Here is a 26685-nt window from a genome sequence, read left to right as displayed (position 1 = left end):
ATGACCAGTCCTGCAACTGCCGGCGCCTACCCCCAGGGCATCAAACTGGGGGTGGACGTCGGCACTGTCCGGGTGGGGGTTGCCATCTGCGACCGCGACTCGATCCTGGCAACGCCCTACAAGACACTGGACCGCAACGCCAAGAAAAACTCCGACGTGCGGGTCATCGCGAACCTGGTCGAGGAGCTGGGCGCCGTACAGGTGATTGTCGGGTTGCCCCGCACCCTGAAGGGTGAGGAACGGGCGTCAGCCAAGATGGCCGTGGACTACGCCCAGCTGCTGGCCGGCGAGCTTGCAGCCCGTGCATTGGCGGTGCCGGTGAACCTCGTGGACGAACGGTTGAGCAGCGTGACCGCGCACCGCAACCTGCATGAAGCTGGCATGAGCAGCCGGAATCACCGTAAAGTAGTTGATCAGGTCGCGGCGGCAGGTATCCTTCAGCACGCCATCGACATGCAGAAAGCCAGGGGAGCGGACGTCGGCTCACGCGTGACGCCGCCCCCTTCCGTGGACCTGGGAGGCAGCGGGCAGGATGACCCTGTGCGCGCCGCCCCCGGCGATACGGCCCGATCTTCAGATAATGGAAGGCAACAGTGAGCCCTGCCAACATTGACGACGCTTCCAGCCCCCTGGACGCCGGAGCAGCAAGACCGCTGACCCGCAAAGAGCTCCGGGCACGGGAAAAGACCTCCAACACCGGTGGCCAGGACGCGGTTCCCGAGCAGGCCTACGAGACCGGCCACGACATCCCGCCCCAGCCTGCGGAACCTCCCGTGGCCCATGAGCCGCACCCCCTGCACCAGGACGAAGCATTGCGCGAAGACACAGCACCGCAGGAAACACCGGTTGAACAGCCCGTTCCTGCCGCACCCCTCACCCCGCCGTCCATCCAGGACATTCCCCAGGAAGACGCGCGGCAGCAGGAGCAGACCCATGCAGACGCCGGCCACGACGAAGCCGCCCCGCATGATGGGCTTCACGCCCACGACGCGCCGGCTTTCTCGGGGGCGTCCGCCCTCGGCACGCACCAGAACGCGGCGGGAACGCACTACGAGGAGCCGCACTACGCGGATGGGGCTGACTATGCTGCAGCACCCCACGGAGAGCACTACCACGATGGCCACTATGACCAGGAGCACTACGGTGACGCCCATTATGCGGAGGGGCACGACGACGCCGCGCACCATCACGAATTCCTTCCTGCCTCCTCGGCGGCAGCGGTAGTGGCCAAGCCGTCCAAAAAGGTGCGCCGCCGCCGTCGGATGCTGGCGCTGTTCCTGACCCTCGCCGTCTTCGTCACGGCCGTGGCAGTCGGCGCGCAGTTCCTGAAGCCGCTGCTTGGCAACGACAAGCCCGGCGACTTTCCGGGCCCGGGGACAGGCGAGGTGGTGGTGACTGTAGAAAACGGCGAGGGCACCCGCTCCGTGGCTTCCAAGCTGGAAAGCGAACGCGTCGTGGCGAACGCGGACACGTTCCTGCAGAGCTTCGCCGCGTCCGGCGGAACCCTTTCCCCCGGGGAATACACGTTCAAGTCCGAGATGAAGAATTCCGACGCCGTGAACGTCCTGCTGGGCAAGGACCAAACGAAGGTCATCTACTTCGCCCTCAGTGCAGGGCTGCGCGTGGGCGAGTCCCTGCAGGCGATCTCGCAGGGCTCTGGAATTTCCATCCAGGACCTGCAGGCCCTGAGCAACCAGCCGGCCCAGTTCGGGCTGCCGGCCAACGCCAAGAACCTCGAAGGCTACCTGGCCCCGGGGGAACACCGCTTCCCCCTTGGCACCCCGGCAAAGGACATCCTCCAGGCCCTGGTCAAGATCACGGTCGACGAGCTTGTGTCGCAGGGGATCACGGACCCGGCCAAGCAGTATGAGGCCGTCATTGTGGCCAGCATCGTCCAGGCGGAAGGCGGCCAGGCGGAGTACGGCGACGTGGCGGGAGCCATCTACAACCGGCTCAAGCCCAACGACCAGACCAACGGTTTCCTCCAGGTGGACTCGGCAGTGACCTACGGCCTGGGCACCAAGAGCTACAACTTCACCGACGAACAGCGCCAGGACAAGTCCAACCCGTACAACACCTACGCGAATCCGGGACTTCCCCCGGGACCCATCGGTTCCCCGGGAAAGACGGCCATTGATGCTGCCGCCAGGCCCAAGACCAATGACTACCTGTACTGGGTCACCATCAACCTGGACACCAAGGAGACCAAGTTCTCCAAGACGCTGGCCGAGCACAACGGCTACGTCGACCAGTACAACGCCTGGTGCGCGGCGAACGCCGGACGCTGCACATGAGCCTTCGGGCAGCCGTCCTGGGCCACCCGATCAGCCACTCGAAGTCGCCCGCACTGCATCTGGCTGCCTACGGCAGGCTGGGCATCGGCATCAGCTACACGGCAATCGACGTCACGGAGCAGCTGCTTCCGGGGCTGATGCGGCAGATCCGCGACCAGCCGGGCTGGCGCGGGCTGTCCGTCACGATGCCCCTGAAGACAGCGATGCTGGGGCAGGTTGACGAGGTCCGGGGCGTCGCCGGGATCCTGGGCGTGGTGAATACCGTGTCCTTCGAGGAGCACGGCAACGGCACCCGGGCCATCGGCTCCAACACGGATGTGGCCGGGATCGTGAATGCCCTGCGGCACGCAGGCACAGGGATTGCGCCGTCGGCTGTTGTGCTTGGCGGGGGCGGGACTGCGGCATCAGCTGTCGCGGCGCTCAAGGAGCTGGGCGCCGCCCGGGCCGAGGTCTTCGTCCGGGACACGTCCCGGACCGCAGAGGTCTGCGCGGCAGCTGAGAGCCTGGACGTGGACCTGGTGATCCGAAGCCTTGCCGACGCTGCCCGCCCCGCCGCGGGCGCCGACGTCGTGATTTCCACCCTCCCGCCGCGTGCGGCGGACGGAATTGCCGCTGAAATGGCCGCCCTGAAGACGGCCATGCCCGGCGTTTTGCTGGACGTTGCGTACGATCCGTGGCCCAGCCTCATCGCCTCCGTGTGGCAGGCGGGCGGCGGAACCGTGGTTCCCGGCCTCGAAATGCTCCTGTACCAGGCGGTGGAACAGGTGCGCCTGTTCAGCCGCCTGGAGAAGGAAGTTAACGCATCTGTCATAGATGTGATGTGTGACGCAGTCGGCCTTCCCCGACGGGCGTTGTGACCGCCATACGTGGCAGGATGGAATATATGTTGCGTTGGTTGACTGCCGGTGAATCCCATGGTCCGGCCCTGATGGGAATTATTGAGGGCGTCCCCGCCGGTGTGGAGATCACCAGCGGGCACATCGCTGATTCACTGGCCCGCCGCCGCCTGGGTTACGGCCGCGGCGCACGCATGAAGTTTGAGCAGGACGTGGTGACCATCCTCGGCGGTGTCCGCCACGGGCTCACGCAGGGTGGCCCGGTGGCCATCCAGGTGGGCAACACGGAGTGGCCCAAGTGGGAACAGATCATGTCCGCGGACCCCGTGGACCCGGAGCTGCTGGCGGACCAGGCGCGCAACGCCCCGTTGACCCGCCCCCGGCCCGGCCACGCCGATTTCACCGGAATGCAGAAGTACGGCTTCGCCGAGGCACGCCCTGTCCTGGAACGGGCAAGCGCCCGCGAGACCGCAACCCGGGTAGCCATGGGCACCGTTGCGGCCCAGTTCCTGAAGCACCTGGGCATCGAGTTGGTCAGCCACACAGTCAGCATCGCCAGCGTCACGGTCCCGGAGGGGCGTCCGCTTCCGGTACCGGCGGACGTCATTGCGCTCGACGCCGACCCGCTCCGCTGCTTCGACCGCGAGACCTCCGACGCCATGGTGGCCGAGGTGGACGCCGCCCACAAGGAAGGCGAAACCCTGGGCGGTGTGGTGGAGGTCCTCGCCTATGGCCTACCGCCGGGACTGGGCAGCTACGTGCACTGGGACCGGCGGCTTGATTCCCGCCTTGCCGCCGCCCTGATGGGCATCCAGGCCATCAAGGGCGTGGAAGTCGGCGACGGCTTCCTGACGGCCGCGCGCCGCGGTTCGGCCGCCCACGACGAAATCGTGCGGGATGCAAACGGCCGCATCGTCCGGACCAGCAACCGTGCCGGCGGAATCGAAGGCGGCATGAGCATCGGAGACGTCCTGCGCGTCCGGGCCGCCATGAAGCCCATTGCCACGGTGCCGCGCGCCCTCAAGACCATCGACGTCAGCACGGGGGAGCCTGCCAAGGCACACCACCAGCGGTCGGACGTCTGTGCTGTTCCGGCCGCCGGTGTGGTGGCAGAGGCGATGGTTGCGCTGGTCCTGGCCGAGGCCGTCACCGAAAAGTTCGGCGGTGACTCCGTGGCGGAGACCGCGCGCAATATCAAGGGCTACCTGGACAACATTCCGGCGTCCCTGGACTCGATCGGCCAGTAAGTGCCCCACAGCAGCAAAACCGGACCTGCCGGGCGGCCCATTGTCCTGATCGGGCCCATGGCCGTCGGCAAGTCGGCCATCGGGCAGCAGCTTGCCCACCAGCTCGGCGTGCCTTTCGTGGACACCGACGCCGTGATCGTGGCCGGGCACGGATCCATTTCGGATATCTTTGCCGGGCGCGGTGAACACGCCTTCCGTGAGATCGAGGCACGGACGGTAGCCGACGTCATCGAAGCGGCGGACCGGACGGTCGCCGTTATTTCCCTCGGCGGCGGCGCCGTGCTGGACTCCGGTACGCAGCAGCTGATCAGCCGCTGCACCGTGGTCTACCTCGAATGTGACGCACAAACAGTCGCCGGCCGCATCGCCCGGAACTCAGGGCGCCCGCTGCTGGCCGGGGACGCCATGGGCCGCTGGACGGCCATGTTCGCCACCCGCAGGCCGGTTTATGAGCGGCTGGCAGACATCACCCTGGACGTGCGCCACGGCTCGGTTTCCGAGCTCGGCGCCCGGCTCGAAGCAGCACTGCGGGACTACGCAGCTGCCAAACAGGAAGTTGAAAAGTGAACACCGAATCCACAGTCATCAGTGTCACGGGCAGTTCCGCCGCCGAGAACTACGACGTCGTCGTTGGGCGGGGACTGCTGGGTGACCTTCCGGGCCTGCTGGGGGAGCGGGTGCGGCGTGTGCTGGTCATCCATCCCCGCGCCCTGCGGCTTACGGGCGATACTGTCCGCGACGAGCTGGCCGCCGCAGGGTTCACCTCCCTGACGGCTGAAATCCCGGACGCCGAGGAGGGCAAACACATCCAGGTGGCTGCCTTTTGCTGGCAGGTCCTGGGGCAGAACGATTTCACCCGGTCCGACGCCATCGTCGCCGTTGGGGGAGGCGCGGTCACGGATGTTGCCGGCTTCGTCGCGGCCACGTGGCTGCGCGGTGTCAAGGTCATCCACATGCCCACCAGCCTGCTCGCCATGGTGGACGCATCGGTGGGCGGAAAGACCGGGATCAACACGGCCGAGGGCAAGAACCTGGTGGGGGCCTTCCATCCTCCGGCTGCCGTCCTGGCGGACCTGGACACCCTCAACACGCTGCCCCGGAATGAAATGGTTTCCGGCATGGCGGAAGTCATCAAGTGCGGGTTCATCGCCGATCCCGCCATCCTCGACCTCGTGGAAAAGGACCCGGCCACTGTGGTGGATCCGCAGTCGGACGTCCTCCGGGAGCTGATCGAGCGGGCCATCGCCGTGAAGGCCAAGGTGGTCTCCGAGGACCTCAAGGAATCCGGCCTGCGGGAAATCCTCAACTACGGGCACACCCTGGGGCACGCCATCGAACTGGTGGAGCGCTATTCGTGGCGCCACGGCGCCGCTGTTTCCGTTGGCATGATGTTCGCTGCCGAGCTGGCACGCAGCGTGGGGCGCCTCAGCGATGCCGACGCCGACAGGCACCGCAGCATCCTTGAGAGCCTGGGGCTTCCGGTCACCTACCGCCGGGACCGGTGGCAGGGCCTCCTTGACGGGATGCGGCGGGACAAGAAGTCCCGCGGCGACCTGCTGCGCTTTGTTGTCCTTGACGGTGTGGGAAAACCGGGGATCCTTGACGTTCCGGACACCTCGCTGCTGTTTGCCGCCTACCAGGAAATTGCTTCCTGATGCAGGGGGACATGGAAGGAACTGCAGACTGGCCGGAGGCCGGGTTCCCGGGTGTCCGGATCAACCCGGAATCCCTGCTGCCGGAGATCGTGAACGGGGACGCCTGCCGCGAGGCGCTGGCGGTATCCACCGATCCTGCTGACCACATTTTTGTCCTCCTGGTGGAAGGACACGCCTCCGAAGCCGCCGAACTGCTCGCCGAAGCCCGGTTCAAGGACCCCGAATCCTTCCGGCTGCGCACCTTCGAGGCCGAGGTGCTGCGGGTTTCAAACCGCCTGGACCGCGCCGTGGAGCTGTTCCGCCAGCTGCTGGCCGAAGTGCAGGGAACACCGCGCGAGGCCCTGGTGTGGCAGTTCCTGGGCAAGACCCAGTACAGTGCCGGCCAGATGTCCGCAGCTGTTGAATCGTTCGCACGCGCACTCGACCTGCGGGTGGCGCAGTCCGCCGACGCGGCCCAGATCTACTCGTCCACCGTGGCACTGCAGCGTGCCCGGGATGTCCTTGACCTGGCCTGCTGACACCGCGCGAGGCCCGACGCCGGGCATCCGACAGGGGGCACTGCCGGTTTACCGGTAGAATGGTCTTTGGATTTTTCAGCACCCGATCTTTGACAAACACGGGATGGCTCGCCGAAAGGCCTGCCTGCCCCGGCATACAACGTCTGACAACGCGACCAGACAGAGAAACCAGAGGAAACAGTGGCAACCACTAACGACATCAAGAACGGAACGGTCCTGAAGCTCGAGGGCCAGCTCTGGAACATCATCGAATTCCAGCACGTCAAGCCGGGCAAGGGCGGTGCGTTCGTGCGCACCAAGATGCGCAACGTGATGTCCGGCAAGGTCGTGGACAAGACGTTCAACGCCGGGCTCAAGATCGAAACCGCAACGGTGGACCGCCGTGACTACCAGTACCTGTACCAGGACGGCGCCGACTTCGTGTTCATGGACACCTCGGACTACGACCAGATCACCGTCTCCGGCGCTACGGTAGGCGACGCCACCAACTTCATGCTTGAGAACCAGATGGTCAACATCGCCATCCACGAGGGCACCCCGCTGTACATCGAACTCCCGCCGAGCGTCGTGCTGGAAATCACCTACACCGAGCCGGGCCTGCAGGGCGACCGCTCCTCCGCAGGCACCAAGCCTGCAACCCTGGAAACCGGGTACGAAATCCAGGTTCCGCTGTTCATCGAGAACAACACCAAGGTCAAGGTGGACACCCGTGACGGCAGCTACCTGGGCCGGGTCACTGAGTAGTGAGCGCACGCGGTAAAGCCCGTAACAGGGCACTGGACGTTCTTTTTGAAGCTGAGCAGCGCTCGGTTTCGGCTTTTGATGTGATCCGCTCCCGGCGGGAAAAGACTGACCAGGTGGTCAACCCGTACACCATCGAGATCGTCGAGGGTGTGCTGTCCCAGCAAACCGCCATCGATGAGTTCCTGGAGACATACTCGCAGGGCTGGAGCCTTGAGCGGATGCCGTCGGTGGACCGCATTATCCTGCGCATCGGCACCTGGGAACTCCTGTACAACGACGACATCCCGGACGGCGTGGCAGTGAGCGAAGCGGTGGCATTGGCCAAGACGCTTTCCACGGACGAGTCGCCCCAGTTCATCAATGGCCTCCTGGGCCGCCTGCAGCAGCTGAAGCCTTCCCTGCTGGCGTAGCCACACCGAAAGCCCCGTCCGGCACAGCCCGGGCGGGGCTTTCCGGTGTCCGGGTTCCCCTTGCGCCCGGTGCCTCGGAACCGCGGCCCGTCGGCAGGTCCTGGACCGTGCAAACCCTATAGGATTCGAACATGCAAAACGCCCCCGAGGACAACGAGCCCCGGCAGGACATGGGCAAGGCCCGCCAGCCCGGCCGCGCCGTCAGCCGCCAGGTGCTTGCCGACCACGTCTACGCGGAACTCCTGGCCTCCCTCATGGACGGCCGGCTGGCCCCGGGCGCTGTGGTCAGCATCGACGGCACCGCCCGGGAGCTGGACGTTTCGCCCACTCCCGTCCGCGAGGCCCTGGCCCGGCTCGAGCACACGGGCATGGTGCGGAGGGTAGCCCTCAAGGGATACCGGGTGGCCCCGGTCTTCACACGGGAGGACTTTGCCGAGCTCATGGAGGCACGGTTGGCCATCGAGCCCGTGAATGCGAAGCTCGCCTGCGAACGCATCGGCCCGAATGGCCTTGCTGAGCTGGAAAGGGCCGTGGAGGACCTGAAAGCGGCTCCGAGGGGTCCGTCCTTCGCCGAGTTCAAGGACTACCTGGAAGCGGACGAGCGCTTTCACCAGCTCATCGCCCGGCACACCGGCAATCAGTTCATGGAAGCTGCCTATGCATCCCTGGGCGGCCAGATCCAGCGGTTCAGGCTCTTCGGGGGAGTGGGCATTACCGACGCCGACAGTGCAATCGCCGAGCACCAGGCTGTCCTCAAGGCGCTCTCATCGGGCAACGCCGGCGAGGCGGAGGCTGCAATGGCCGAGCATATCCGGCACGTCCGCGCGCGTGCCATGGCTGACGCCGCGGCCGGGTAGTCCAGCCCTCCCGCCCAAGTAGGTAGCGCTAAGTGTCGTTTTGACCCCCCAAAACGACACTTAGCGCTACCTAGTTGGGTGCACGTCGAGGGGGTGTGAGCTTGACAACATCGCTTTCATCGTAAATCCTATAGGAAAGATGATCTAGCAAGGGAGCTACACCATGGCGTACACAGCCGACAACTGGCCCATCACCGCAGCCTTGCTGCAGTTTCCGGGAACAGACGCCCGGGGAGTCCACGTGAATGACGCCGAACCCTCCGTGTGGGCGGACGTCCTGTCCGAGGTGAAGGAAGCCGGTTTCGCCAATGCCGACCTCACGGACAGCTGGGTGCGTCCCGGCGACCTGAGCCAGTCGCGGCTGGCCGAGTTCAAGCAGACCGCGGACGCTGTTGGAATCGGTGTCCCGGTCATTTCGGCCATCCGCCGCAGCGTCATCGAGGAAGGCAAGTGGGAAGAAAACCTTGCCTACAGCCACCGGACCATTGACGCCGCAGCAGCGCTGGGCTGCGAGGTCGTCTCCTTCGGGCTCCACCAGGCCATCACGGCAGAGCAGCAGAAGCACCTGTGGTTCTGGACGGTGGATGGCTACAAGGACCCGGAAGGAAACAAGGAAGCCTGGAACAACGCAGTGACGCGACTCCGCGAACTGGGCCGCCACGCAGCCGAGGTCGGCGTCCTGCTGTCCCTGGAAATGTACGAAGACACGTACCTGGGCACGGCCGACTCCTCCGTGAAGCTGGTCCAGGACATCGGACTGGCCAACGTCGGCCTCAACCCGGACCTCGGCAACCTCATCCGGCTGCACCGGCCCATCGAGGACTGGCGCGAGATGGTGGCCAAGACCCTGCCGTACTCCAACTACTGGCACATGAAGAACTACATCCGGGACGAGGACAAGGCCCGCGACATGTACGTCGCCATGCCGGCACCGATGGAAAGCGGCCTCATCAACTACCGCGAGGCGTTCAAGGTGGCACTGTCCGTGGGCTTCCAGGGAATTCTCTGCACCGAGCACTACGGGGGCGACGGGCTGAGCGTAACCGCCAGCAACCAGGCGTACCTCCGCCGCCACGTCCTCCCCAAGACCGACGGATACGCGCTGGGTACAAGCCAGGTGGCCCAGGGGCGCCAGCAGCCGTCCGCGGTTCAGCTCACCAGCGTCTGACTGCAGCCGGCTTCCACACCCAAGCCATTCCTTTTACGGATTCAATGAGGAAACCATGACCCAGATCTTCGACAATCCCGCAGACTTCGCGGATGAGGCGCTGGACGGCTTTGCCGCAGCCAACCGCGGGTACGTGGCCCGGGTGGACGGCGGCGTGGTCCGCTCCACTGAGATGCCTGCAGGCCAGGTCGCCCTGGTGGTGGGCGGCGGCTCCGGCCACTACCCGGCCTTCGCCGGGCTGGTGGGACCGGGCCTTGCCGCCGGCGCCGCCTGCGGCAACATGTTCGCTTCTCCGGCCGCCGGACAGGTTTACCGGGTGGCCAAGGCCGCGAACGCCGGCGGCGGCGTCCTGCTGAGCTACGGCAACTACGCCGGGGACGTGCTCCACTTCGGGCAGGCCCAGCTCCGCCTTAATGCCGAGGGCATCGAGACCCGCACCGTCCTTGTCACGGACGACATCGCAAGTGCGCCGCTGGACCAGATCGAGAAGCGCCGCGGCATCGCCGGCGACCTCACGGTCTTCAAGATCGCCGGCGCCGCCGCCGAAGCGGGACTGGACCTTGACGCGGTCGAACGGCTTGCCATCCGGACCAACTACCGCACCCGTTCGCTGGGCGTGGCCTTTGACGGCTGCACGCTGCCCGGCGCGGAGGAGCCGCTGTTCCACGTTCCCGAGGGCCAGATGTCGCTGGGCCTGGGGATCCACGGCGAACCGGGCATCTCCGAGCACCCCATGCCCACGGCGTCGGAGCTCGCCGAACTCCTCGTCTCCAGGCTGCTGACGGACAAACCTGACGACGCAGGAAACCGGGTGGTTGCCATCGTCAACGGCCTGGGCACCGTGAAATACGAGGAACTGTTCCTGCTCTACGGCAAGATCGAGAAGCTCCTCGGAGCCGCCGGCCTGGCCGTGGTAGAGCCCGAGTGCGGCGAACTGGTCACCAGCCTGGACATGTCCGGGCTCTCCCTCACACTGCTCTGGCTGGACGACGAGCTGGAGCGGTACTGGGCCGCGCCGGCCGACACCCCCGCCTTCCGGAAGGGAAACCTGGCGCCGCGTGCCCGCAGGCACCTCGCCGCAGCCGAGGATGAGGCTGCCCGCGACGTGGAAGACGCGACGGCGGCAGCGGCTGCCATGGGCCGGCTGGCAACCGACGTGCTCGCACAGGTGCAGGCCGTCGTCGTCGACCATGAAGAGGAACTTGGCAGGCTGGACGCGATTGCCGGCGACGGCGACCACGGCATCGGCATGCGCCGCGGCGTGGACGCCGCAGCGGCGGCCGCAGCTGAAGCCGCAGCTGCCGGAGCTTCCGTGGAGCGCGTCTTGACGGCGGCGGGGGAGGCCTGGAGCGAGCGCGCCGGCGGTACCTCCGGGGCCTTGTGGGGATCGGCCGTGATTGCGGCGGGGCTCGCGCTCGGCAACAAGGACTCCTACCGCGGCGCCGACGCGGCCGCCGCCGTTAGCGCGTTCGTCGACGCCATCACCGAACTGGGCCGGGCTGAGCCGGGGGACAAGACCATGGTGGACGCGCTGCTTCCCTTCAAGGAAGCTTTCCGGTCAGCGTTCGACGGCGGCACGGAAGTAAGGGGCGCGCTTGCGGCGGCTGCGGTGGCTGCCCAGGAGGCGGCCGACGCCACTGCTTCCCTCCGGCCGCTCAAGGGCCGTGCCCGGCCCCTCGCCGAGAAGAGCCTGGGGCATCCGGATCCGGGTGCTGTTTCCTTCGGCCTCATCGCCGCCCGGATCTCACGCTATGCCGACTCCGGCGCAGCAGACAACCCACTGACCGATTCCCGGCTGGCCGCTTCCGCGGCCGGAAATGGAGCACAAGAATGAGCGCAGGACAGACCACCACGCAGGACCCGGGGCAAGGCGCGGCGGCAGGATGGCGCATTGTCATCGGCAACGATGAAGCCGGCGTCGAGTACAAGAACGCCTTGAAGGCCCTGCTCGAGGCAGACAGCCGCGTGGCGTCCGTCGTCGATATTGGGGTAGGCGCGAACGACTCGACCGCGTACCCGCACGTTGCCGTGGACGCCGCCCGCAAAGTGGCCGAGGGGGAGGCCGACCGCGCCCTGCTGATCTGCGGCACGGGGCTGGGTGTGGCAATCGCGGCCAACAAGGTCCCCGGCATCCGCGCAGTCACGGCCCACGACGGCTACTCCGTGGAACGTTCGGTCCTGAGCAACAACGCCCAGGTCCTCACAATGGGCCAGCGCGTCATCGGCCTCGAACTGGCCAAGAAGCTGGTGGGCGAATGGCTCGACTACCGCTTCGATGAAACTTCAGCCTCCGCCGCCAAGGTGGATGCCATCTGCTCCTACGAGCCCGACTACACGAAGGCAGTCTGACAATGACCGAAAGTACAAGCACCCCGACTCCAACGGACGCCAACAGCGCACGGAAGATCGCCGTCGTCGGCTCCGGCTACATGGGCGGCGGCATCGCCCAGGTCCTGGCGCTCGGCGGAGCGCGCGTGGCACTTGCGGACGTGTCCGCCGAAGTGGCTCAGAGCAACTACGACCGCCTGCTGGCCGAATCGGACCAGTTCGTTGCCGACGGCCTTTTCCCGGCCGGCTCCACCGAAATCCTGAAGCAGAACCTCTGGGCCGCCAAGGACATCGAGGAAGCTGTGGCGGACGCCGACTTCATCGAAGAAGCCGTCCCCGAGGTCATCGCCATCAAGCACCAGACGCTGGCGCGGATCAGCGCAGCGGCAAGGCCGGACGCCATCATCGGCTCCAACACCTCCACTATTTCCATCGCCGAACTCTCCGGGCCGGTCATCAACCCGGAGCGGTTCCTGGGCGTGCACTTCTCCAACCCGTCACCGTTCATCCCCGGGGTGGAAATCATCCCCCATGCAGGCACCGCCCCCTCCACCGTTGGCGCGGTCCAGGAACTGGTCCACGCCGCCGGCAAACAGACGGCCGTGGTCAAGGACGTCACCGGCTTCGTGCTCAACCGCCTGCAGTATGCGCTGTTCCACGAAGCCGCGCAGCTGGTGGAGCAGGGGATTGCCACGGCGGACGACGTGGACACCCTGGTCCGCACCACTTTCGGTTTCCGGCTGCCGTTCTTTGGGCCCTTCGCCATCGCGGACATGGCAGGGCTGGACGTGTACAACTTCTGCTACAAGTCCCTGCAGACGGACTTCCCGGAGAGGTTTGCCACGCCGAAGATCCTCAGCGACCTGGTGGAGGCCGGAAAGCTCGGCACCAAGACGGGCGCCGGCTTCCTCAATGTCCCGGCCGAGCGCACGCCCGAGCTTATCGCTTACCGCAACAAGGCCTACGTGGCCATGCAGAAGCTCCTCGAAGACCTCGGCCCGGCACCCATCAGCTGACCATTCCTCCCACCCACAGGAGCAACCATGAGTGCTTTCCCCGAGCAACGCACGGCCATCGTCACCGGGGCCGTCTCCGAGCGCGGAATCGGCCGGGCTACCGCCAACTACCTTGCGGCCCAGGGCTGGAACATCGGCATCATCGATCTCGACGACGCCCTGTGCAGGGCTACCGCCAAGGAGCTCGCAGCCCAGTACGGCGTGCAGACCCACGGTGCCGGTGCAAACGTTGCTGACGAAGCGTCCGTCCGTGCCGCCATCGACTCCATCGAAGCCGAACTGCCGCAGGTGGTGGCCCTGGCCAATATTGCCGGCGTCAGCTCCCCTGTCCCCTACCTGGACCTGGACGCTGCCGAGTGGGACCGCGTGCTGGCCATCAACCTGAACGGCGTCCACTACGCCACGCGCCGCGTCGCCGAGTCCATGGCCAGGAACCGGATCGGGCGGATCGTCAACATCTCCTCGGTGTCCGCGCAGCGCGGCGGCGGAACGTTCTCCAAAACGCCCTACTCAGTGGCGAAGGCAGGCGTGATCGGACTGACCCGCTCCACCGCCCGCGAACTGGGGGAGTACGACATTACCGTCAACGCCATCTCCCCGGGCCCGATCGATACCGACATCATGGGCGGCACCCTCAGCGAGGAACGCAAGGAAGAACTCACCCGGGACCTCGTGGTCAACCGGGTGGGATCCACCCGCGACGTCGCAGCCGCCATCGCCTTCCTCATCAGCGAGGACGCCGGCTACATCTCCGGCCAGACGTTGAATGTGGACGGCGGCCTCTACATGCACTAGGAAAGGACCCCCATGGGCGCCTGGACCAAGGAACGACGGATCTACCTGGCAATCGGCGTGCTTGCCTGCCTGGTGGGCGTGGTTCTCATCGCCTTCCCGCTGTAACCGGGCGCGCCACCGCGCACGGATTTTCCACGCTTACATACTCAAAGAGGAGTTTTGATGTCCCTAACAGCTGCATCCACCAAGGAGCTCCTGGACTCGCCGGTCCTTAAATCGGCGATCTCCAAGGCCTCCTTCCGGCTCATGCCGATGCTCGTCATCCTGTACATCGTCGCGTTCCTGGACCGGACCAACGTGGGCTTCGCCGAGGCAGCGCTCGGGGTGGACCGCGGGGTCACCGCTGGGGCCTACGCCCTTGGCGCCGGTATCTTCTTCATCGGCTACGCACTGTTCGAGATCCCCAGCAACCTGCTCCTGACCAAGTTCGGTGCCAAGGTGTGGCTGGCCCGCATCGCCATCACCTGGGGCATCGTGTCCGCCTGCTTCGCCTTCGTCCAGGGCGAGACTTCCTTCATCATCCTGCGCTTCCTGCTGGGTGTGACCGAAGCAGGCCTGTTCCCGGGCGTCATTATGTTCCTTGCTGCCTGGTTCCCCAACAAGGTGCGCGTGAAGATGTTCGCCATCTTCTACCTGGCGCAGCCGTTCTCCCAGATGATGGGTGCTCCATTGTCCGGCTGGCTGATCAACATCGGCGACCAGGTCCCCGGCGTGGCCGGCTGGCAGGTCATGTTCTTCGTTGAAGGCATGCTGGCCGTTGTCGCCGGCATCGCCGCCTACTTCTTCCTGATCAACAGCCCGCAGGACGCCAAGTTCCTGAACCCCGGCGAAAAGCAGGCCCTGCTGGATGTCATGGCGCTGGAGGACACCGTCAAGGAAGAAACCGGCCCCCGCGGCGTCCTCGCGGCCATGAAGAACCGCAAGGTCTGGTACTTCACGGTCATCTACTTCTGCCTCCAGGTGGCTGTGTACGGCGTGACGTTCTACCTGCCGCAGCAGGTGTCCCAGCTGACGGGCCAGAAGGTTGGCCTGATGGTGGGCCTGCTGGCAGCGATCCCGTGGTTCTTCGGCATCTTCGCCTGCTACTTCATCGGCAGGGCAGCCAACACCATCGTCCGCCGCCGCGTCTGGGGCACCGGCTTGTTCCTCTCCACCGGCCTGTGCATCTTCGGCTCCGCCTGGGCGGGCGCCAACCACCTTCCGGCCCTGGGCATCCTCTTCATCACCCTTGCAGTGTGCAGCTTCCTGTCCATCGGCCCCATCGCCTGGTCCTACCCCACGGCCTTCCTCACCGGAACGGCAGCCGCCGCAGGCATCGGCCTGATCAACTCACTCGGAAACCTGGGCGGCTTCGTGGCACCGATCCTGCGCACCACGGTCAACCAGGTCACGGCATCGGACACCGGCACCATGGGGGTCTACGCGCTGGGCGTCCTGCCATTCCTGGCCGCCATCATGATGTACGCCACCAAGCGGTTCCGCAACAAGGCGGACGACCTGCTCGACCACAAGTGATCGAATCCCATGCCTGAATGCAGCACAGCCGGCCGGCAGGGCTCGGAGCCCGTGTACGTCGGCGTCAGCACCAAAATGTACCTGGGGTACGCCGACTCCCTTGAGTGGCTGGCCCGCATTCGGCACGAAGTGGACACCCGTCCGGCCCTTGCGGCCGGACGGGTGGTCCCGTTTGTGGTCCCCAGCTTCCCGGTATTGCCCGCCGCAAGCCGGATCCTCGACGGGACTGCCGTCCTTCTCGGCGCCCAGAACTGCGGCTGGGCGGACGGACCGTGGACAGGGGAGGTGTCGCCATCGCTCCTGGGAGAGCTGGGCGTGGGCCTCGTGGAGATCGGGCACGCCGAGCGGCGGCGCCATTTCGGCGAGGACAACGCCGTTATCGCCCGCAAGGTCCGCGCCGCGGACAACGCGGGCATCACGCCCCTGCTGTGCGTGGGGGAGGAAGCCCCGGACGGGTCAAAAGAACCAATGGCTGCGGCCGCCTTTGTCCACCGCCAGATCCATGGCGCCGTGGGCGGTGACTGGAGCCTGGCATCCCGGCTCATCGTGGCCTACGAACCTGTCTGGGCCATCGGGGCAGCAGAACCGGCCGCGGCGGAATACATTTCCGCCGTCCTCCGGTCCCTGCGCACACTGCTGGATGCGGAAGCCGCCGAACCGGGCGGGCCGCCGGGTGGCTTGCCAATCATTTACGGCGGGTCGGCGAAGCCCGGGCTCCTGCCCCGGCTCCACGGGGCGTCGGGGCTCTTCCTTGGCCGCTTTGCCCACGACGCGGCGAACTTCGGGAAGGTACTGGACGAGGCGCTGGCGCTGGCAGCGGAGGACACCGCGCGCGCGGCCTCCTGAGCGGCGGGGGGCGTCAGCCTGCGACGGCGGCCCGCAGGGCCAGGATGCGCTGCAGCTGCTGCCGCTCCTCTGCCTGGTGCAGCTGGACATCGCGGCCGCTCAGGATGCGCTGCCGGGTGTTCGCCAAATGGGTTGCCGCTTTCAGGAACTCCTTCATCTGCCTTTTCCTGCCATAGCGGCCGGCCCAGTCCAATGCTGTCCGCCGCCCGCCCACCGTGGCCAGGAGCTCCACCTCCGCTGGAGTAAACCAGCCCGCCGCTGAGTACTCCAGCAGCCGCTGCCGGGTCAGGCGTTTCTCCGCGACGCGCAGCAGGACGATGCCGCCCACCGCGACGAAGAAGATGGGCACCTGGACCAGGATGTAGTCCACCAGGAAGCCCTGGCCCATGCTGTTCCAGCGGTTGTGCAGGAACATCGCAGGCAGGAGCCCCACCACGAAAGCGGCCACCGAGGCTCCGGTATGCCAGCGCCGTGCGGCGAACCCCATGATCAGTCCGGTGGTGCCCGTGAAGATGGCGTGGGCAAAGGGCGACATGACGCCGCGGAGGAAGAAGACCTGGGCGAAGTCCCCGGCGGGATCTGCCGACTCCGCGATGGCCCGGCCGAAGTACAGGATGTTCTCCGTGAAGGCGAAGCCACCGGCGATGGTGAACGCGAAGACCACGCCGTCCACCGGCCCGTCAAAGTGCTTCCTCGCCAGCAGGAGCAGCACCAGCAGCCCCAGGGATTTGGCGAACTCCTCCACAATGGGAGCCTGCACGGTAGCCATGTAGGCCTGAAGGTCCGCCTCGTCCGAAAACTGGAACGCCAGGACAAAAAACGGCTGGATGAGCAGGGTCACCGCAATGGACACTGCGGCACCCCAGGTGAAGGCGAAGTACAGGAGCCGCTTCGGCTCGGGCTCCCACTTGTCGATGATGTGCACGGCCAGCAGCACCACGGACAGGGGTATCAATGATGCCAGGAACCCCACAACGAACCCGGCCGCTCCTGTGCTGGACAGCAGGAAGGGCACTACCAGGAAAAGGCTCAGGGCGGCCAGGGCACTGACGCCGACAGTCAAACCCAGCAGGCCGCTGCGGGACCTGCCCGCCTTCACCATGGTTCGCTGGACCTGCGGCGGCACCACAGTCCCAACGGGTGCCCCCTGATGCCCGGGGGCCGGGCGGTAGTTCCCGGGCTGCACGTGCCCCATCCAGCTGGGATTGGCCTCGCTGGGCAGCGGCGCCGTTCCCCGCTCCCAGGGATCTTCGGGCGGGCCGGACGCAGGGTGGCTCGGATGCATCGACATAACGGAAAGCCTAGGTGCGAGTGGCCCGGACACCTAGGACCGCGGCGGGCCTGCCGGAATGGGCAGCCGGAGTGTGACCATCACCGCGTCCTCCCGGCACGACCCTCCGGAAGCCGCTGTGGTAATTTTGAGGCGCACATAATCCTTTTTTAATTCCGTCCCGTGAGGCGGGGAAAGGGGAGACGAGCGTTGACTTCTGTCACCAGCGCACCGGTTCCAGCCAGGGTTGTCCTCAGCCAGGCGGACATTGACCGGGCCCTCACTCGTATCGCCCATGAGATCCTTGAGGCCAACAAGGGATCCCAGGACCTCGTCCTGTTGGGCATCCCGCGCCGCGGTTTTCCGCTGGCTGTACGGCTCGCCGGCAAAATCGCCGCCGCGGATCCCACTGTGGACGCCGCAGCCATCGTCGGCCAACTGGATGTCACCATGTTCCGTGACGACCTCTCCCACCAGGGGACCCGCCCCCCGTATCCCACCAAGCTGCCCCGCACGGGCATCGACAACAAGGTGGTGGTCCTGATCGACGACGTCCTCTACTCCGGCCGCACCATCCGCGCCGCCCTGGACGCCCTCGTGGACCTGGGCCGTCCCCGCATTGTCCGGCTTGCCGTGCTGATCGACCGGGGCCACCGGGAGCTTCCCATCCGGGCGGACCACGTCGGCAAGAACCTGCCCACGTCTTCCGCGGAAAAGGTACGGGTCCGGCTCGAGGAAACGGACACCGCCCCCGGCGGCGCACCTGTGAACGAAGTAGTCATCGAGGGCCGCTCATGAAGCACCTGCTCTCCACCGAGGACCTCAGCCTTGCCAACGCCATCCGTATCCTCGATACCGCCGAGGAAATGGCCGCGGTGGGCGACCGCGAGGTCAAGAAGCTACCGGCGCTCCGCGGCCGCACCGTGGTGAACCTGTTCTTCGAGGACTCCACCCGCACCCGGATCTCCTTCGAGGCCGCCGCCAAACGGCTCTCTGCGGACGTTATCAACTTCGCCGCCAAGGGATCCTCGGTGTCCAAGGGGGAGTCCCTGAAGGACACCGCCCAGACGCTATCCGCCATGGGTGCGGACGCCGTCGTCATCCGCCACTGGGCCTCCGGTGCGCCGCACCGCCTGGCCGCGACGGACTGGATCGACGCCGCCGTCATCAACGCCGGGGACGGCACCCACGAACACCCCACGCAGGCACTGCTGGACGCCTTCACCATGCGCCGCCACTGGACCCGCCTGGCCGGCACCGGCTCCGAGGGGGCCGACCTCAAGGGCATGCGGGTGGCCATCGCCGGGGACGTCCTCCACTCCCGGGTGGCGCGCTCCAACGTCTGGCTCCTGCGTACCCTTGGTGCCGACGTCACCCTCGTGGCGCCGCCCACCCTGCTGCCCATCGGCGTCGAAAAGTGGCCCTGCAAGGTCAGCTACAACATGGATGAGACCCTTGCGCAGGGCGTTGACGCCGTCATGATGCTCCGCGTCCAGGGTGAACGCATGAACGCGTCCTTCTTCCCCAGCACCCGTGAGTACTCCCGGCGCTGGGGGTTTGACGACAACCGCCTGCGGGCGCTGGACACACTGGGCATGAAGGACACCATCATCATGCACCCCGGCCCCATGAACCGGGGCCTGGAAATTTCCGCGGCAGCCGCGGACTCGCCGCGGTCCACCGTGCTGGCCCAGGTCCGCAACGGCGTCTCGGTGCGGATGGCCGCACTCTACCTGCTGCTCTCCGGGGACACCCGCGGACCAGCCGCCACCCCCGCGCTGGCGTACGCCGGCACCCATTCCACCAAGGAGAGCAACTGATGGCAGCCAACACCGGAACCTACCTGATCCGCGGCGCCTCGATCCTGGGCGGCGAACCGGCGGACCTGCTGATCCGCGGCGGGCTCATCGCCGAAACGGGCAAGGAGCTGTCCGCTGACGGTGCCACCGTCATTGACGCTGCAGGCCTGGTGGCCCTGCCCGGCATGGTGGACGTCCACACCCACCTCCGCGAACCCGGCCGCGAGGACGCCGAAACCGTCGAAACCGGGACACGGGCCGCGGCGCTGGGCGGCTACACCGCTGTCCATGCCATGGCCAACAGCACTCCCGTGGCAGACACTGCCGGCGTGGTGGAGCAGGTCTACACCCTCGGCCAGGTTGCCGGCTGGGTGGATGTCCGGCCCGTCGGCGCCGTCACCGTGGGCCTGGCGGGGGAACAGCTCGCCGAGCTGGGCGCCATGGCCGATTCCCGTGCCCGGGTCCGCATGTTCTCGGACGACGGCATCTGCGTCCACGATCCCGTCCTCATGCGCCGTGCGCTGGAGTACGTCAAGGCGTTCGACGGCGTGGTGGCCCAGCACGCGCAGGAACCTCGGCTCACCGCCGGGGCCCAGATGAACGAGGGCGAAGTGTCCGCCGTGCTGGGGCTGGCCGGCTGGCCCGCGGTGGCCGAGGAAAGCATCATTGCCCGCGACGTCCTGCTGGCCCGGCACGTTGGGTCCCGGCTCCACGTCTGCCACGTCTCCACTGCGGGCTCCGTGGAAATCATCCGCTGGGCCAAGGAACGCGGCATCAACGTCACGGCGGAGGTCACCCCGCACCACCTGCTCCTGACCGACGACCTGGTCCGCAGCTACGACCCCGTCTACAAGGTGAACCCGCCGCTGCGCACCGACGCCGATGTCCAGGCCCTGCGCGCCGGCCTCGCGGACGGCACCATCGACGTCGTGGGCACCGACCACGCCCCGCACCCCAGCGAGCACAAGGAGTGCGAGTGGGCGCAGGCGGCCATGGGAATGACCGGGCTGGAAACTGCCCTGTCCGTGGTCCAGCACACCATGATCGAGACCGGCCTCATCACCTGGGCCGATTTCGCCCGGGTCACCTCCACTGCGGCTGCCACGATCGGCCGCCTCGAGGACCAGGGCCGGCCGCTGGAGGCAGGGGAGCCCGCCAACATCACCCTGGTGGACCCGGCCGCGCGCTGGACGGTTGAGCCCGCCAAAATGGCCACCATGGGACGGAACTCCCCCTTCAAGGGCATGGAGCTGCCCGGCAAGGTGGTGGCCACGTTCTTCAAGGGACACCCCACCGTCCTCAACGGCAAGCTCAACACGCCGTTCCCGTACGCGGCGGCCACGGCGGCAGGCGCAGCCTGATGGACACCAGGCTGCTCTCTCTGGTCCTCACGCTGGGCCTCATCGCCATCGCCTTTGGCCTTATCTGGATGGGCTGGCGGAACCGCCTTCGACGCCAGTCCGACGTCGAACAGTTGCCTGTGGTGCCGGAGGCGCCGGGGGAGCCGCTCGCCGCCGCCGAGGGCCAGTATGTCGCGTCCACCACCGCCGGTGACTGGCTGGACCGGATCGCCGTGCATGCGCTGGGCATCCGCACCAATGCCACGCTCGAGGTCTACAAGCACGGCGTCCTCTTTGACCGTTCCGGGGCTCCGGCCCTCTACATCCCGGCGGCCTCCCTGACCGGCATCCGCCTGGACAGCGGCATGGCCGGAAAGTTCGTGGAGAAGGACGGCCTCCTGGTGCTGGCGTGGGCGCACGGCAGCCACAGGCTGGACACCGGCTTCCGGACCAGGCGCGCAGAGGACAGGAACGTGCTCATCCCGGCACTTCAGGAATTGATTTCTTCGGCCCCCGCGGCTGATGCCAATAGTGGAAAGTAAGACAGTGACAACAAACACCGCAGTATCCGCCCCAGTTTCCGCTCCTGTGTCAGCTCCCGCTGCGCTGGTGCTTGAAGACGGCCGCATCTTCCGCGGAAGCAGCTACGGCGCCACCGGAACGGCCCTGGGCGAAGCAGTCTTCGCCACCGGCATGACCGGCTACCAGGAAACCATCACGGACCCCTCCTACGCCCGCCAGCTGGTGGTGCAGACCGCACCGCACATCGGCAACACCGGCGTGAACAATGACGACGCCGAGTCCCGCCGCATCTGGGTGGCCGGCTACATCGTCCGCGACGCCGCCCGCCGCCCCTCCAACTGGCGCTCCGAGCGTTCGCTGGACGAGGAGCTGGTGACCCAGGGCATCGTTGGCATCCAGGGCGTGGACACCCGCGCCATCACCCGCCACCTGCGCGAGCACAAAACCATGCGCGCCGGCATCTTCTCCGGTGACGCCGCGCAGGCCACGGACAAGGAACTGCTCGACGCCGTGCTGGCCAGCGCCCCCATGGAAGGTGCCCGGCTGGCCGAGGAAGTCAGTGTGGACGAAGCCTATGTGGTGGAACCCAAGGACCACGGCTGGGACGGCGAACCCCGCTTCAGCATCGCCGCCGTCGACCTCGGCATCAAAGCCATGACCCCCGTCCGGTTCGCCGAGCGCGGCGTCCGCGTCCACGTGCTGCCCGCCACCGCCACCCTGGCGGACGTCAAGGCCGTCAACCCGGACGGCTTCTTTATGTCCAACGGCCCCGGCGACCCCGCCACCGCCGATGCCCAGGTCAAACTGCTCCGCTCCGTCCTGGATGAAAAGCTGCCCTACTTCGGCATCTGCTTCGGCAACCAGATCCTGGGCCGCGCCTTGGGCTTCGGCACCTACAAGCTCCGCTACGGCCACCGCGGCATCAACCAGCCCGTGATGGACCGCCGCACCGGCAAGGTGGAAATCACCTCCCAGAACCACGGCTTTGCCGTGGATGCACCGCTCGACGGCGCCACCCAGGCCCCTGAGGCGCGGTACGGCCGGGTGGAGGTCAGCCACGTCAGCCTCAACGACGACGTCGTGGAAGGCCTCGCCTGCCTGGATATCCCGGCTTTCTCCGTGCAGTACCACCCGGAAGCAGCGGCCGGACCGCACGACGCCGCCTACCTCTTCGACCGCTTCATCGACCTGATGGAAGGCACCCGGGACGGCCGCACCGCCAACCTGTCCAAGGACCCGGTGGACTCCGCACACTCCGCCGGCGCTGAACACAAAAACGACAACAAGACTGAGGACAAGAAGTAATGCCGAAACGTACAGACCTCAAAAGCGTCCTCGTCATTGGTTCCGGCCCGATCGTCATCGGCCAGGCCGCCGAGTTCGACTACTCCGGCACACAGGCGCTGCGCGTCCTGAAGGAGGAGGGCCTGCGGGTCATCCTGGTCAACTCCAACCCGGCCACCATCATGACGGACCCCGAGTTCGCCGATGCCACCTACGTCGAGCCCATCACCCCCGAGGTGGTGGAGAAGATCATCGCCAAGGAACGTCCCGACGCCGTACTGCCCACCCTGGGCGGCCAGACCGCGCTGAACACGGCCATCGCCTTGGACAAGAACGGCGTGCTGGAGAAGTACAACGTGGAGCTGATCGGCGCCAACATCGCCGCCATCGAGCTCGGCGAGGACCGTGAAAAGTTCAAGGGCGTGGTGGAGCGCTGCGGCGCCGAATCCGCCCGCAGCCACATCATCCACAGCATGGACGAGGCACTGAAGGCGGCGGATGACCTTGGCTACCCGATGGTGGTCCGGCCGTCCTTCACCATGGGCGGCCTGGGCTCGGGCCTCGCCTACAACGAGGACGACCTCCGCCGCATCGTGGGCCAGGGCCTGCAGTACAGCCCCACCAGCGAGGTGCTGCTCGAAGAGAGCATCCTTGGCTGGAAGGAATACGAGCTCGAGATGATGCGCGACAAGAACGACAACGTCGTGGTGGTGTGCTCCATCGAGAACTTCGACCCCGTAGGCGTCCACACCGGTGACTCCATTACCGTGGCCCCCGCCCTCACCCTCACCGACCGCGAATACCAGCGGCTGCGCGACATCTCCATCGCGGTCATCCGTGAGGTTGGCGTGGACACCGGCGGCTGCAACATCCAGTTCGCCATCGACCCCGCCACCGGCCGCGTTGTGGTCATCGAGATGAACCCCCGGGTGTCCCGCTCCTCGGCGCTGGCATCCAAGGCCACGGGGTTTGCGATCGCCAAGATCGCCACCAAGCTCTCCCTCGGCTACACGCTGGACGAGATCCCCAACGACATCACGCAGAAGACGCCCGCGTCCTTTGAGCCCACCCTCGACTACGTTGTGGTCAAGGTGCCGCGCTTCGCGTTCGAGAAGTTCCCGGCGGCGGACAATACCCTCACCACCACCATGAAGTCCGTGGGCGAGGCCATGGCCATGGGCCGCAACTTCACCGAGGCCCTGCAGAAGGCGCTGCGCTCCCTGGAGCAGAAGGGTTCGCAGCTGGACTTCAGTTCCGTCCCGGAATGGGAAGTGGCTGAGCTCATCGAAAAGGCAAAGCGCCCGACGACGGACCGGCTGCACCAGGTGCAGCGCGCCCTCCTGGGCGGCGCCACCGTCGAACAGCTCTTCGAAGCCACCAAGATCGACCCCTGGTTCCTGGACCAGCTCCAGCTCCTCAACGAAATCTCCCGGGAAATCCGCCAGGCAGGAGCGCTCACGGTTGACATGCTGAAGCGCGCCAAGCGCCACGGCTTCTCCGATGAGCAGATCGGCGCCCTCACCCACAACTCCGAGGCCGTGGTCCGCGGCGTCCGCCAGGCCCTGGGCATCCGCCCCGTCTATAAGACCGTGGACACCTGCGCCGCCGAGTTCGCCGCGTACACGCCGTACCACTACTCGGCCTATGACGAGGAGGACGAGGTTGCGCTGCACTCCAAGCCGTCCATCCTGATCCTCGGCTCCGGCCCCAACCGCATCGGCCAGGGCATCGAGTTCGACTACTCCTGCGTCCACGCCTCCATGGCGCTGCGCAAGGCCGGCTACGAGACCGTCATGGTCAACTGCAACCCGGAGACCGTCTCCACGGACTATGACATCTCCACCCGGCTGTACTTCGAGCCGCTGACGCTCGAGGACGTGCTGGAGGTCATCGCGGCCGAGGAACGCACCGGCGGCGTGATGGGCGTCTTCGTGCAGCTCGGCGGCCAGACACCCCTCAAGCTGGCCCAGCAGCTGGCCGACGCCGGTGTCCCCATCCTCGGCACCTCCCCGGAAGCGATCGACCTCGCCGAGCACCGCGGCATGTTCTCCCGCGTGCTGGACAAGGCAGGACTCATCTCCCCGAAGAACGGCACGGCTGTCTCCTTCGAGGACGCCAAGAAGATCGCCGACGAGATCGGCTACCCCGTCCTGGTCCGCCCTTCCTACGTGTTGGGCGGCCGCGGCATGGAGATCGTCTACGACGAACCCAACCTGTCCCGCTACATCGCCAACGCCACGGAAATCACCCCGGACCACCCGGTGCTGATCGACCGCTTCCTGGAGGACGCCGTCGAAATCGACGTTGATGCGCTCTTCGACGGCACGGACATGTACCTCGGCGGCATCATGGAGCACATCGAGGAAGCCGGCATCCACTCCGGCGACTCCGCCTGCGTCCTGCCGCCCATCACGCTGGGCACCAACGTCCTGGAACGCGTCCGCACCGCAACCCGCGCCATCGCCGAAGGCGTGGGCGTCCGCGGCCTGATCAACATCCAGTTCGCCCTCGCTTCGGACGTGCTCTACGTCCTGGAAGCCAACCCGCGTGCGTCCCGCACCGTACCGTTCGTCTCCAAGGCCACCGGTGTGCAAATGGCCAAGGCGGCAGCGCTGATCGGCACCGGCGTGACCATCAACCAGCTCCGCAGCGCCTACAAGATGCTGCCCGAGGTGGGCGACGGCTCCACGCTTCCCCTGGACGCCCCGGTGTCCGTCAAGGAAGCTGTCCTGCCGTTCAGCCGGTTCCGTACCCTCGAAGGCAAGGTGGTGGATTCCCTGCTCGGGCCGGAAATGCGCTCCACCGGCGAGGTCATGGGCATCGACAAGCACTTCGACACCGCGTTCGCCAAGAGCCAGGCGGCCGCCAACAACGCACTGCCCACCGAGGGCAAGATCTTTGTCTCGGTGGCCAACCGGGACAAGCGCTCGGTGATCATGGGCGTCAAGCGGCTCTCCGACCTCGGCTTCGAGATCGTCTCCACCGGCGGCACCGCCGATGTCCTGCGCCGCAATGGCATCCAGGCCACCCCGGTCCGCAAGGTGGCTGAAGGCAGCAGCGCCGAAGGCGAAGGCACCATCGCCGACCTCGTGATTGCCGGGGAGATCGACATGGTCTTCAACACGCCCTCGGGCGGCGAAGCCCGCAGCGACGGCTACGAACTGCGTGCCGCGGCCACGTCCATCGGCATCCCCTGCATCACCACGGTGGCCGAGTTCAACGCCGCGGTCCAGGCTATCGAGGCCATGCGGACCTACGAATGGTCCGTGACCAGCCTGCAGGAACATGCCGCCGCACTGGCAGAGTCCCAGAAGGCTGCCCTGCAGCATGCCTGAGCAGATACCCGCATCCGCTGAAGTGCAGGGCCGGGAGCCGTTCGGCTCCCGGCTCGGCGCCGCCATGGCCGCGCGCGGCCCGCTCTGCGTTGGCATCGACCCGCACCCTGCCCTGCTGAAGGCGTGGGGACTGGACGACGACGCCGACGGGCTGAGGCGCTTTTCCCTGACGGTATTGGAGGCGGTGGCTTCGCTCGCTGCCGCCATCAAGCCGCAGGTGGCACTGTACGAGCGGCATGGTTCCGCGGGCATGGCCGTCCTGGAGGAGCTCCTCGCCGAGGCCCGGGACGGGTCGGTGCTGACCATCGCCGACGCCAAGCGCGGGGATATCGGATCCACCATGGCGGCCTATGCCGACGCCTGGCTCCGGGACGGATCCCCGCTGGCGGCCGATTCCGTGACGCTCAGCCCGTACCTCGGCTTTGAGTCGCTGCGGCCCGCCCTGGACCTCGCTGCCGAAACCGGCCGCGGCGTCTTTGTCCTTGCACTGACGTCCAACCCCGAAGGCCCGTCGGTCCAGCACGTCGGTGGAGCCGATTCGGTGGCACGCCGGATTACGGAAGCCGCCGCTGCCGAAAACCGGCGCTACGGGGGACACTTGGGGTCCGTTGGCCTGGTAGTGGGCGCGACCGTGGGCTCGGCCCTCGCCGAACTGGACCTGGACCTGGCCGCGGTCCGGGGTCCACTCCTGGCGCCAGGACTCGGGGCGCAGGGCGCCACGCCCGCCGACCTCCGTGCCACCTTCGGTACCGCCTACCCGCAGGTCCTCGGAACGTCGAGCCGGGACATCCTGTCCGCCGGGCCGGACCTGCGCAGCCTGCGGGACGCCGCGCAGCGGACCCTGGACGGCCTCCGCGGCGAATAGCGGCGTGTTTCACCGGATGCATTGATTCGGACAGCACCAAA

25 protein-coding genes are annotated in these 26685 nt (G+C 66.8%); 24 read left to right on the top strand and 1 reads right to left on the bottom strand.

Annotation, left to right across the window (positions count from 1 at the left end; all coding sequences use genetic code 11):
* From ruvX to KTR40_RS09780, 17 genes are all read left to right on the top strand, one after another.
* A complete protein-coding gene (gene ruvX / locus KTR40_RS09860; protein WP_139029298.1) occupies positions 1 to 597 on the top strand; it encodes a Holliday junction resolvase RuvX in 597 nt (198 codons plus the stop codon).
* Positions 594 to 2294: an endolytic transglycosylase MltG gene (gene mltG, locus KTR40_RS09855; protein WP_228403521.1), complete on the top strand. Its 1701-nt coding sequence runs from the start codon at positions 594 to 596 to the stop codon at positions 2292 to 2294. Before ruvX ends, mltG begins: the two co-directional genes overlap by 4 nt.
* Positions 2291 to 3151, top strand: coding sequence for a shikimate dehydrogenase (locus KTR40_RS09850; protein ID WP_228403520.1), 861 nt, complete (start codon positions 2291 to 2293; stop codon positions 3149 to 3151). Before mltG ends, KTR40_RS09850 begins: the two co-directional genes overlap by 4 nt.
* Positions 3152 to 3177: 26 nt before the next feature.
* Entirely contained in the window at positions 3178 to 4377 is a 1200-nt protein-coding gene (aroC, locus tag KTR40_RS09845) for a chorismate synthase (RefSeq protein WP_228403519.1), read from the top strand.
* Positions 4378 to 4944: a shikimate kinase gene (locus KTR40_RS09840; RefSeq protein ID WP_228403518.1), complete on the top strand. Its 567-nt coding sequence runs from the start codon at positions 4378 to 4380 to the stop codon at positions 4942 to 4944.
* Entirely contained in the window at positions 4941 to 6032 is a 1092-nt protein-coding gene (aroB, locus tag KTR40_RS09835; protein ID WP_228403517.1) for a 3-dehydroquinate synthase, read from the top strand. The genes KTR40_RS09840 and aroB overlap by 4 nt, the downstream gene beginning before the upstream one ends.
* Positions 6032 to 6550, top strand: a complete 519-nt coding sequence (locus KTR40_RS09830) for a tetratricopeptide repeat protein (RefSeq protein ID WP_228403516.1) — start codon at positions 6032 to 6034, stop codon at positions 6548 to 6550. The genes aroB and KTR40_RS09830 overlap by 1 nt, the downstream gene beginning before the upstream one ends.
* A gap of 180 nt (positions 6551 to 6730) precedes the next feature.
* Complete coding sequence (gene efp, locus KTR40_RS09825) at positions 6731 to 7294, top strand: elongation factor P (protein WP_050054941.1); 564 nt, start codon at positions 6731 to 6733, stop codon at positions 7292 to 7294.
* A complete protein-coding gene (gene nusB, locus KTR40_RS09820; RefSeq protein WP_139029288.1) occupies positions 7294 to 7704 on the top strand; it encodes a transcription antitermination factor NusB in 411 nt (136 codons plus the stop codon). The genes efp and nusB overlap by 1 nt, the downstream gene beginning before the upstream one ends.
* A gap of 131 nt (positions 7705 to 7835) precedes the next feature.
* Entirely contained in the window at positions 7836 to 8561 is a 726-nt protein-coding gene (locus tag KTR40_RS09815; RefSeq protein WP_370633121.1) for a GntR family transcriptional regulator, read from the top strand.
* A gap of 163 nt (positions 8562 to 8724) precedes the next feature.
* Complete coding sequence (locus tag KTR40_RS09810) at positions 8725 to 9729, top strand: sugar phosphate isomerase/epimerase (RefSeq protein WP_228403515.1); 1005 nt, start codon at positions 8725 to 8727, stop codon at positions 9727 to 9729.
* A 55-nt stretch (positions 9730 to 9784) separates the two neighbouring features.
* Entirely contained in the window at positions 9785 to 11563 is a 1779-nt protein-coding gene (gene dhaL / locus KTR40_RS09805) for a dihydroxyacetone kinase subunit DhaL (protein WP_228403514.1), read from the top strand.
* Positions 11560 to 12078 carry a ribose-5-phosphate isomerase gene (locus tag KTR40_RS09800; protein ID WP_139029284.1) on the top strand — a complete coding sequence of 173 codons (519 nt, stop codon included), beginning with the start codon at positions 11560 to 11562 and terminating at the stop codon, positions 12076 to 12078. Before dhaL ends, KTR40_RS09800 begins: the two co-directional genes overlap by 4 nt.
* A 2-nt stretch (positions 12079 to 12080) precedes the next feature.
* Positions 12081 to 13073 (top strand): 3-hydroxyacyl-CoA dehydrogenase family protein, encoded by a 993-nt coding sequence (locus KTR40_RS09795; protein ID WP_228403513.1) that lies wholly within the window; start codon positions 12081 to 12083, stop codon positions 13071 to 13073.
* A 27-nt stretch (positions 13074 to 13100) separates the two neighbouring features.
* Positions 13101 to 13868 (top strand): SDR family NAD(P)-dependent oxidoreductase, encoded by a 768-nt coding sequence (locus tag KTR40_RS09790; RefSeq protein ID WP_228403512.1) that lies wholly within the window; start codon positions 13101 to 13103, stop codon positions 13866 to 13868.
* Positions 13869 to 14030: 162 nt separating this feature from the next.
* Positions 14031 to 15383 carry an MFS transporter gene (locus KTR40_RS09785; protein ID WP_139029280.1) on the top strand — a complete coding sequence of 451 codons (1353 nt, stop codon included), beginning with the start codon at positions 14031 to 14033 and terminating at the stop codon, positions 15381 to 15383.
* A 9-nt stretch (positions 15384 to 15392) separates the two neighbouring features.
* Positions 15393 to 16229, top strand: coding sequence for a triose-phosphate isomerase family protein (locus KTR40_RS09780; protein ID WP_228403511.1), 837 nt, complete (start codon positions 15393 to 15395; stop codon positions 16227 to 16229).
* A 13-nt stretch (positions 16230 to 16242) separates the two neighbouring features.
* Here KTR40_RS09780 and KTR40_RS09775 read toward each other — a convergent pair whose 3' ends face one another.
* Positions 16243 to 17520 carry a PrsW family intramembrane metalloprotease gene (locus tag KTR40_RS09775; RefSeq protein WP_139029277.1) on the bottom strand — a complete coding sequence of 426 codons (1278 nt, stop codon included), beginning with the start codon at positions 17518 to 17520 and terminating at the stop codon, positions 16243 to 16245.
* Positions 17521 to 17709: 189 nt separating this feature from the next.
* Here KTR40_RS09775 and pyrR point away from each other — a divergent pair, with 189 nt between their 5' ends.
* The 7 genes from pyrR to pyrF are packed head-to-tail and all read left to right on the top strand — an operon-like array spanning position 17710 to position 26644.
* Positions 17710 to 18297 carry a bifunctional pyr operon transcriptional regulator/uracil phosphoribosyltransferase PyrR gene (pyrR, locus tag KTR40_RS09770; RefSeq protein WP_139029275.1) on the top strand — a complete coding sequence of 196 codons (588 nt, stop codon included), beginning with the start codon at positions 17710 to 17712 and terminating at the stop codon, positions 18295 to 18297.
* Complete coding sequence (locus tag KTR40_RS09765) at positions 18294 to 19319, top strand: aspartate carbamoyltransferase catalytic subunit (protein WP_139029273.1); 1026 nt, start codon at positions 18294 to 18296, stop codon at positions 19317 to 19319. Before pyrR ends, KTR40_RS09765 begins: the two co-directional genes overlap by 4 nt.
* The gene (locus KTR40_RS09760) at positions 19319 to 20659 is read left to right on the top strand and encodes a dihydroorotase (RefSeq protein WP_139029272.1); all 1341 of its coding nucleotides are present in this window, start codon (positions 19319 to 19321) and stop codon (positions 20657 to 20659) included. Before KTR40_RS09765 ends, KTR40_RS09760 begins: the two co-directional genes overlap by 1 nt.
* Positions 20659 to 21180: a hypothetical protein gene (locus KTR40_RS09755; protein WP_139029271.1), complete on the top strand. Its 522-nt coding sequence runs from the start codon at positions 20659 to 20661 to the stop codon at positions 21178 to 21180. Before KTR40_RS09760 ends, KTR40_RS09755 begins: the two co-directional genes overlap by 1 nt.
* Complete coding sequence (gene carA / locus KTR40_RS09750; RefSeq protein ID WP_228403510.1) at positions 21161 to 22465, top strand: glutamine-hydrolyzing carbamoyl-phosphate synthase small subunit; 1305 nt, start codon at positions 21161 to 21163, stop codon at positions 22463 to 22465. The genes KTR40_RS09755 and carA overlap by 20 nt, the downstream gene beginning before the upstream one ends.
* On the top strand, positions 22465 to 25779 hold the full coding sequence (carB, locus tag KTR40_RS09745; protein ID WP_228403509.1) for a carbamoyl-phosphate synthase large subunit: 3315 nt from the start codon (positions 22465 to 22467) through the stop codon (positions 25777 to 25779). The genes carA and carB overlap by 1 nt, the downstream gene beginning before the upstream one ends.
* Positions 25772 to 26644, top strand: coding sequence for an orotidine-5'-phosphate decarboxylase (gene pyrF / locus KTR40_RS09740; RefSeq protein WP_228403508.1), 873 nt, complete (start codon positions 25772 to 25774; stop codon positions 26642 to 26644). The genes carB and pyrF overlap by 8 nt, the downstream gene beginning before the upstream one ends.
* Positions 26645 to 26685 lie beyond the last annotated feature (41 nt).

The organism is Pseudarthrobacter sp. L1SW (assembly GCF_020809045.1).
Classification (GTDB): domain Bacteria; phylum Actinomycetota; class Actinomycetes; order Actinomycetales; family Micrococcaceae; genus Arthrobacter.
Note: the sequence above shows the minus strand (reverse complement) of the source record. Positions and strands in the feature narration are given on the sequence as shown.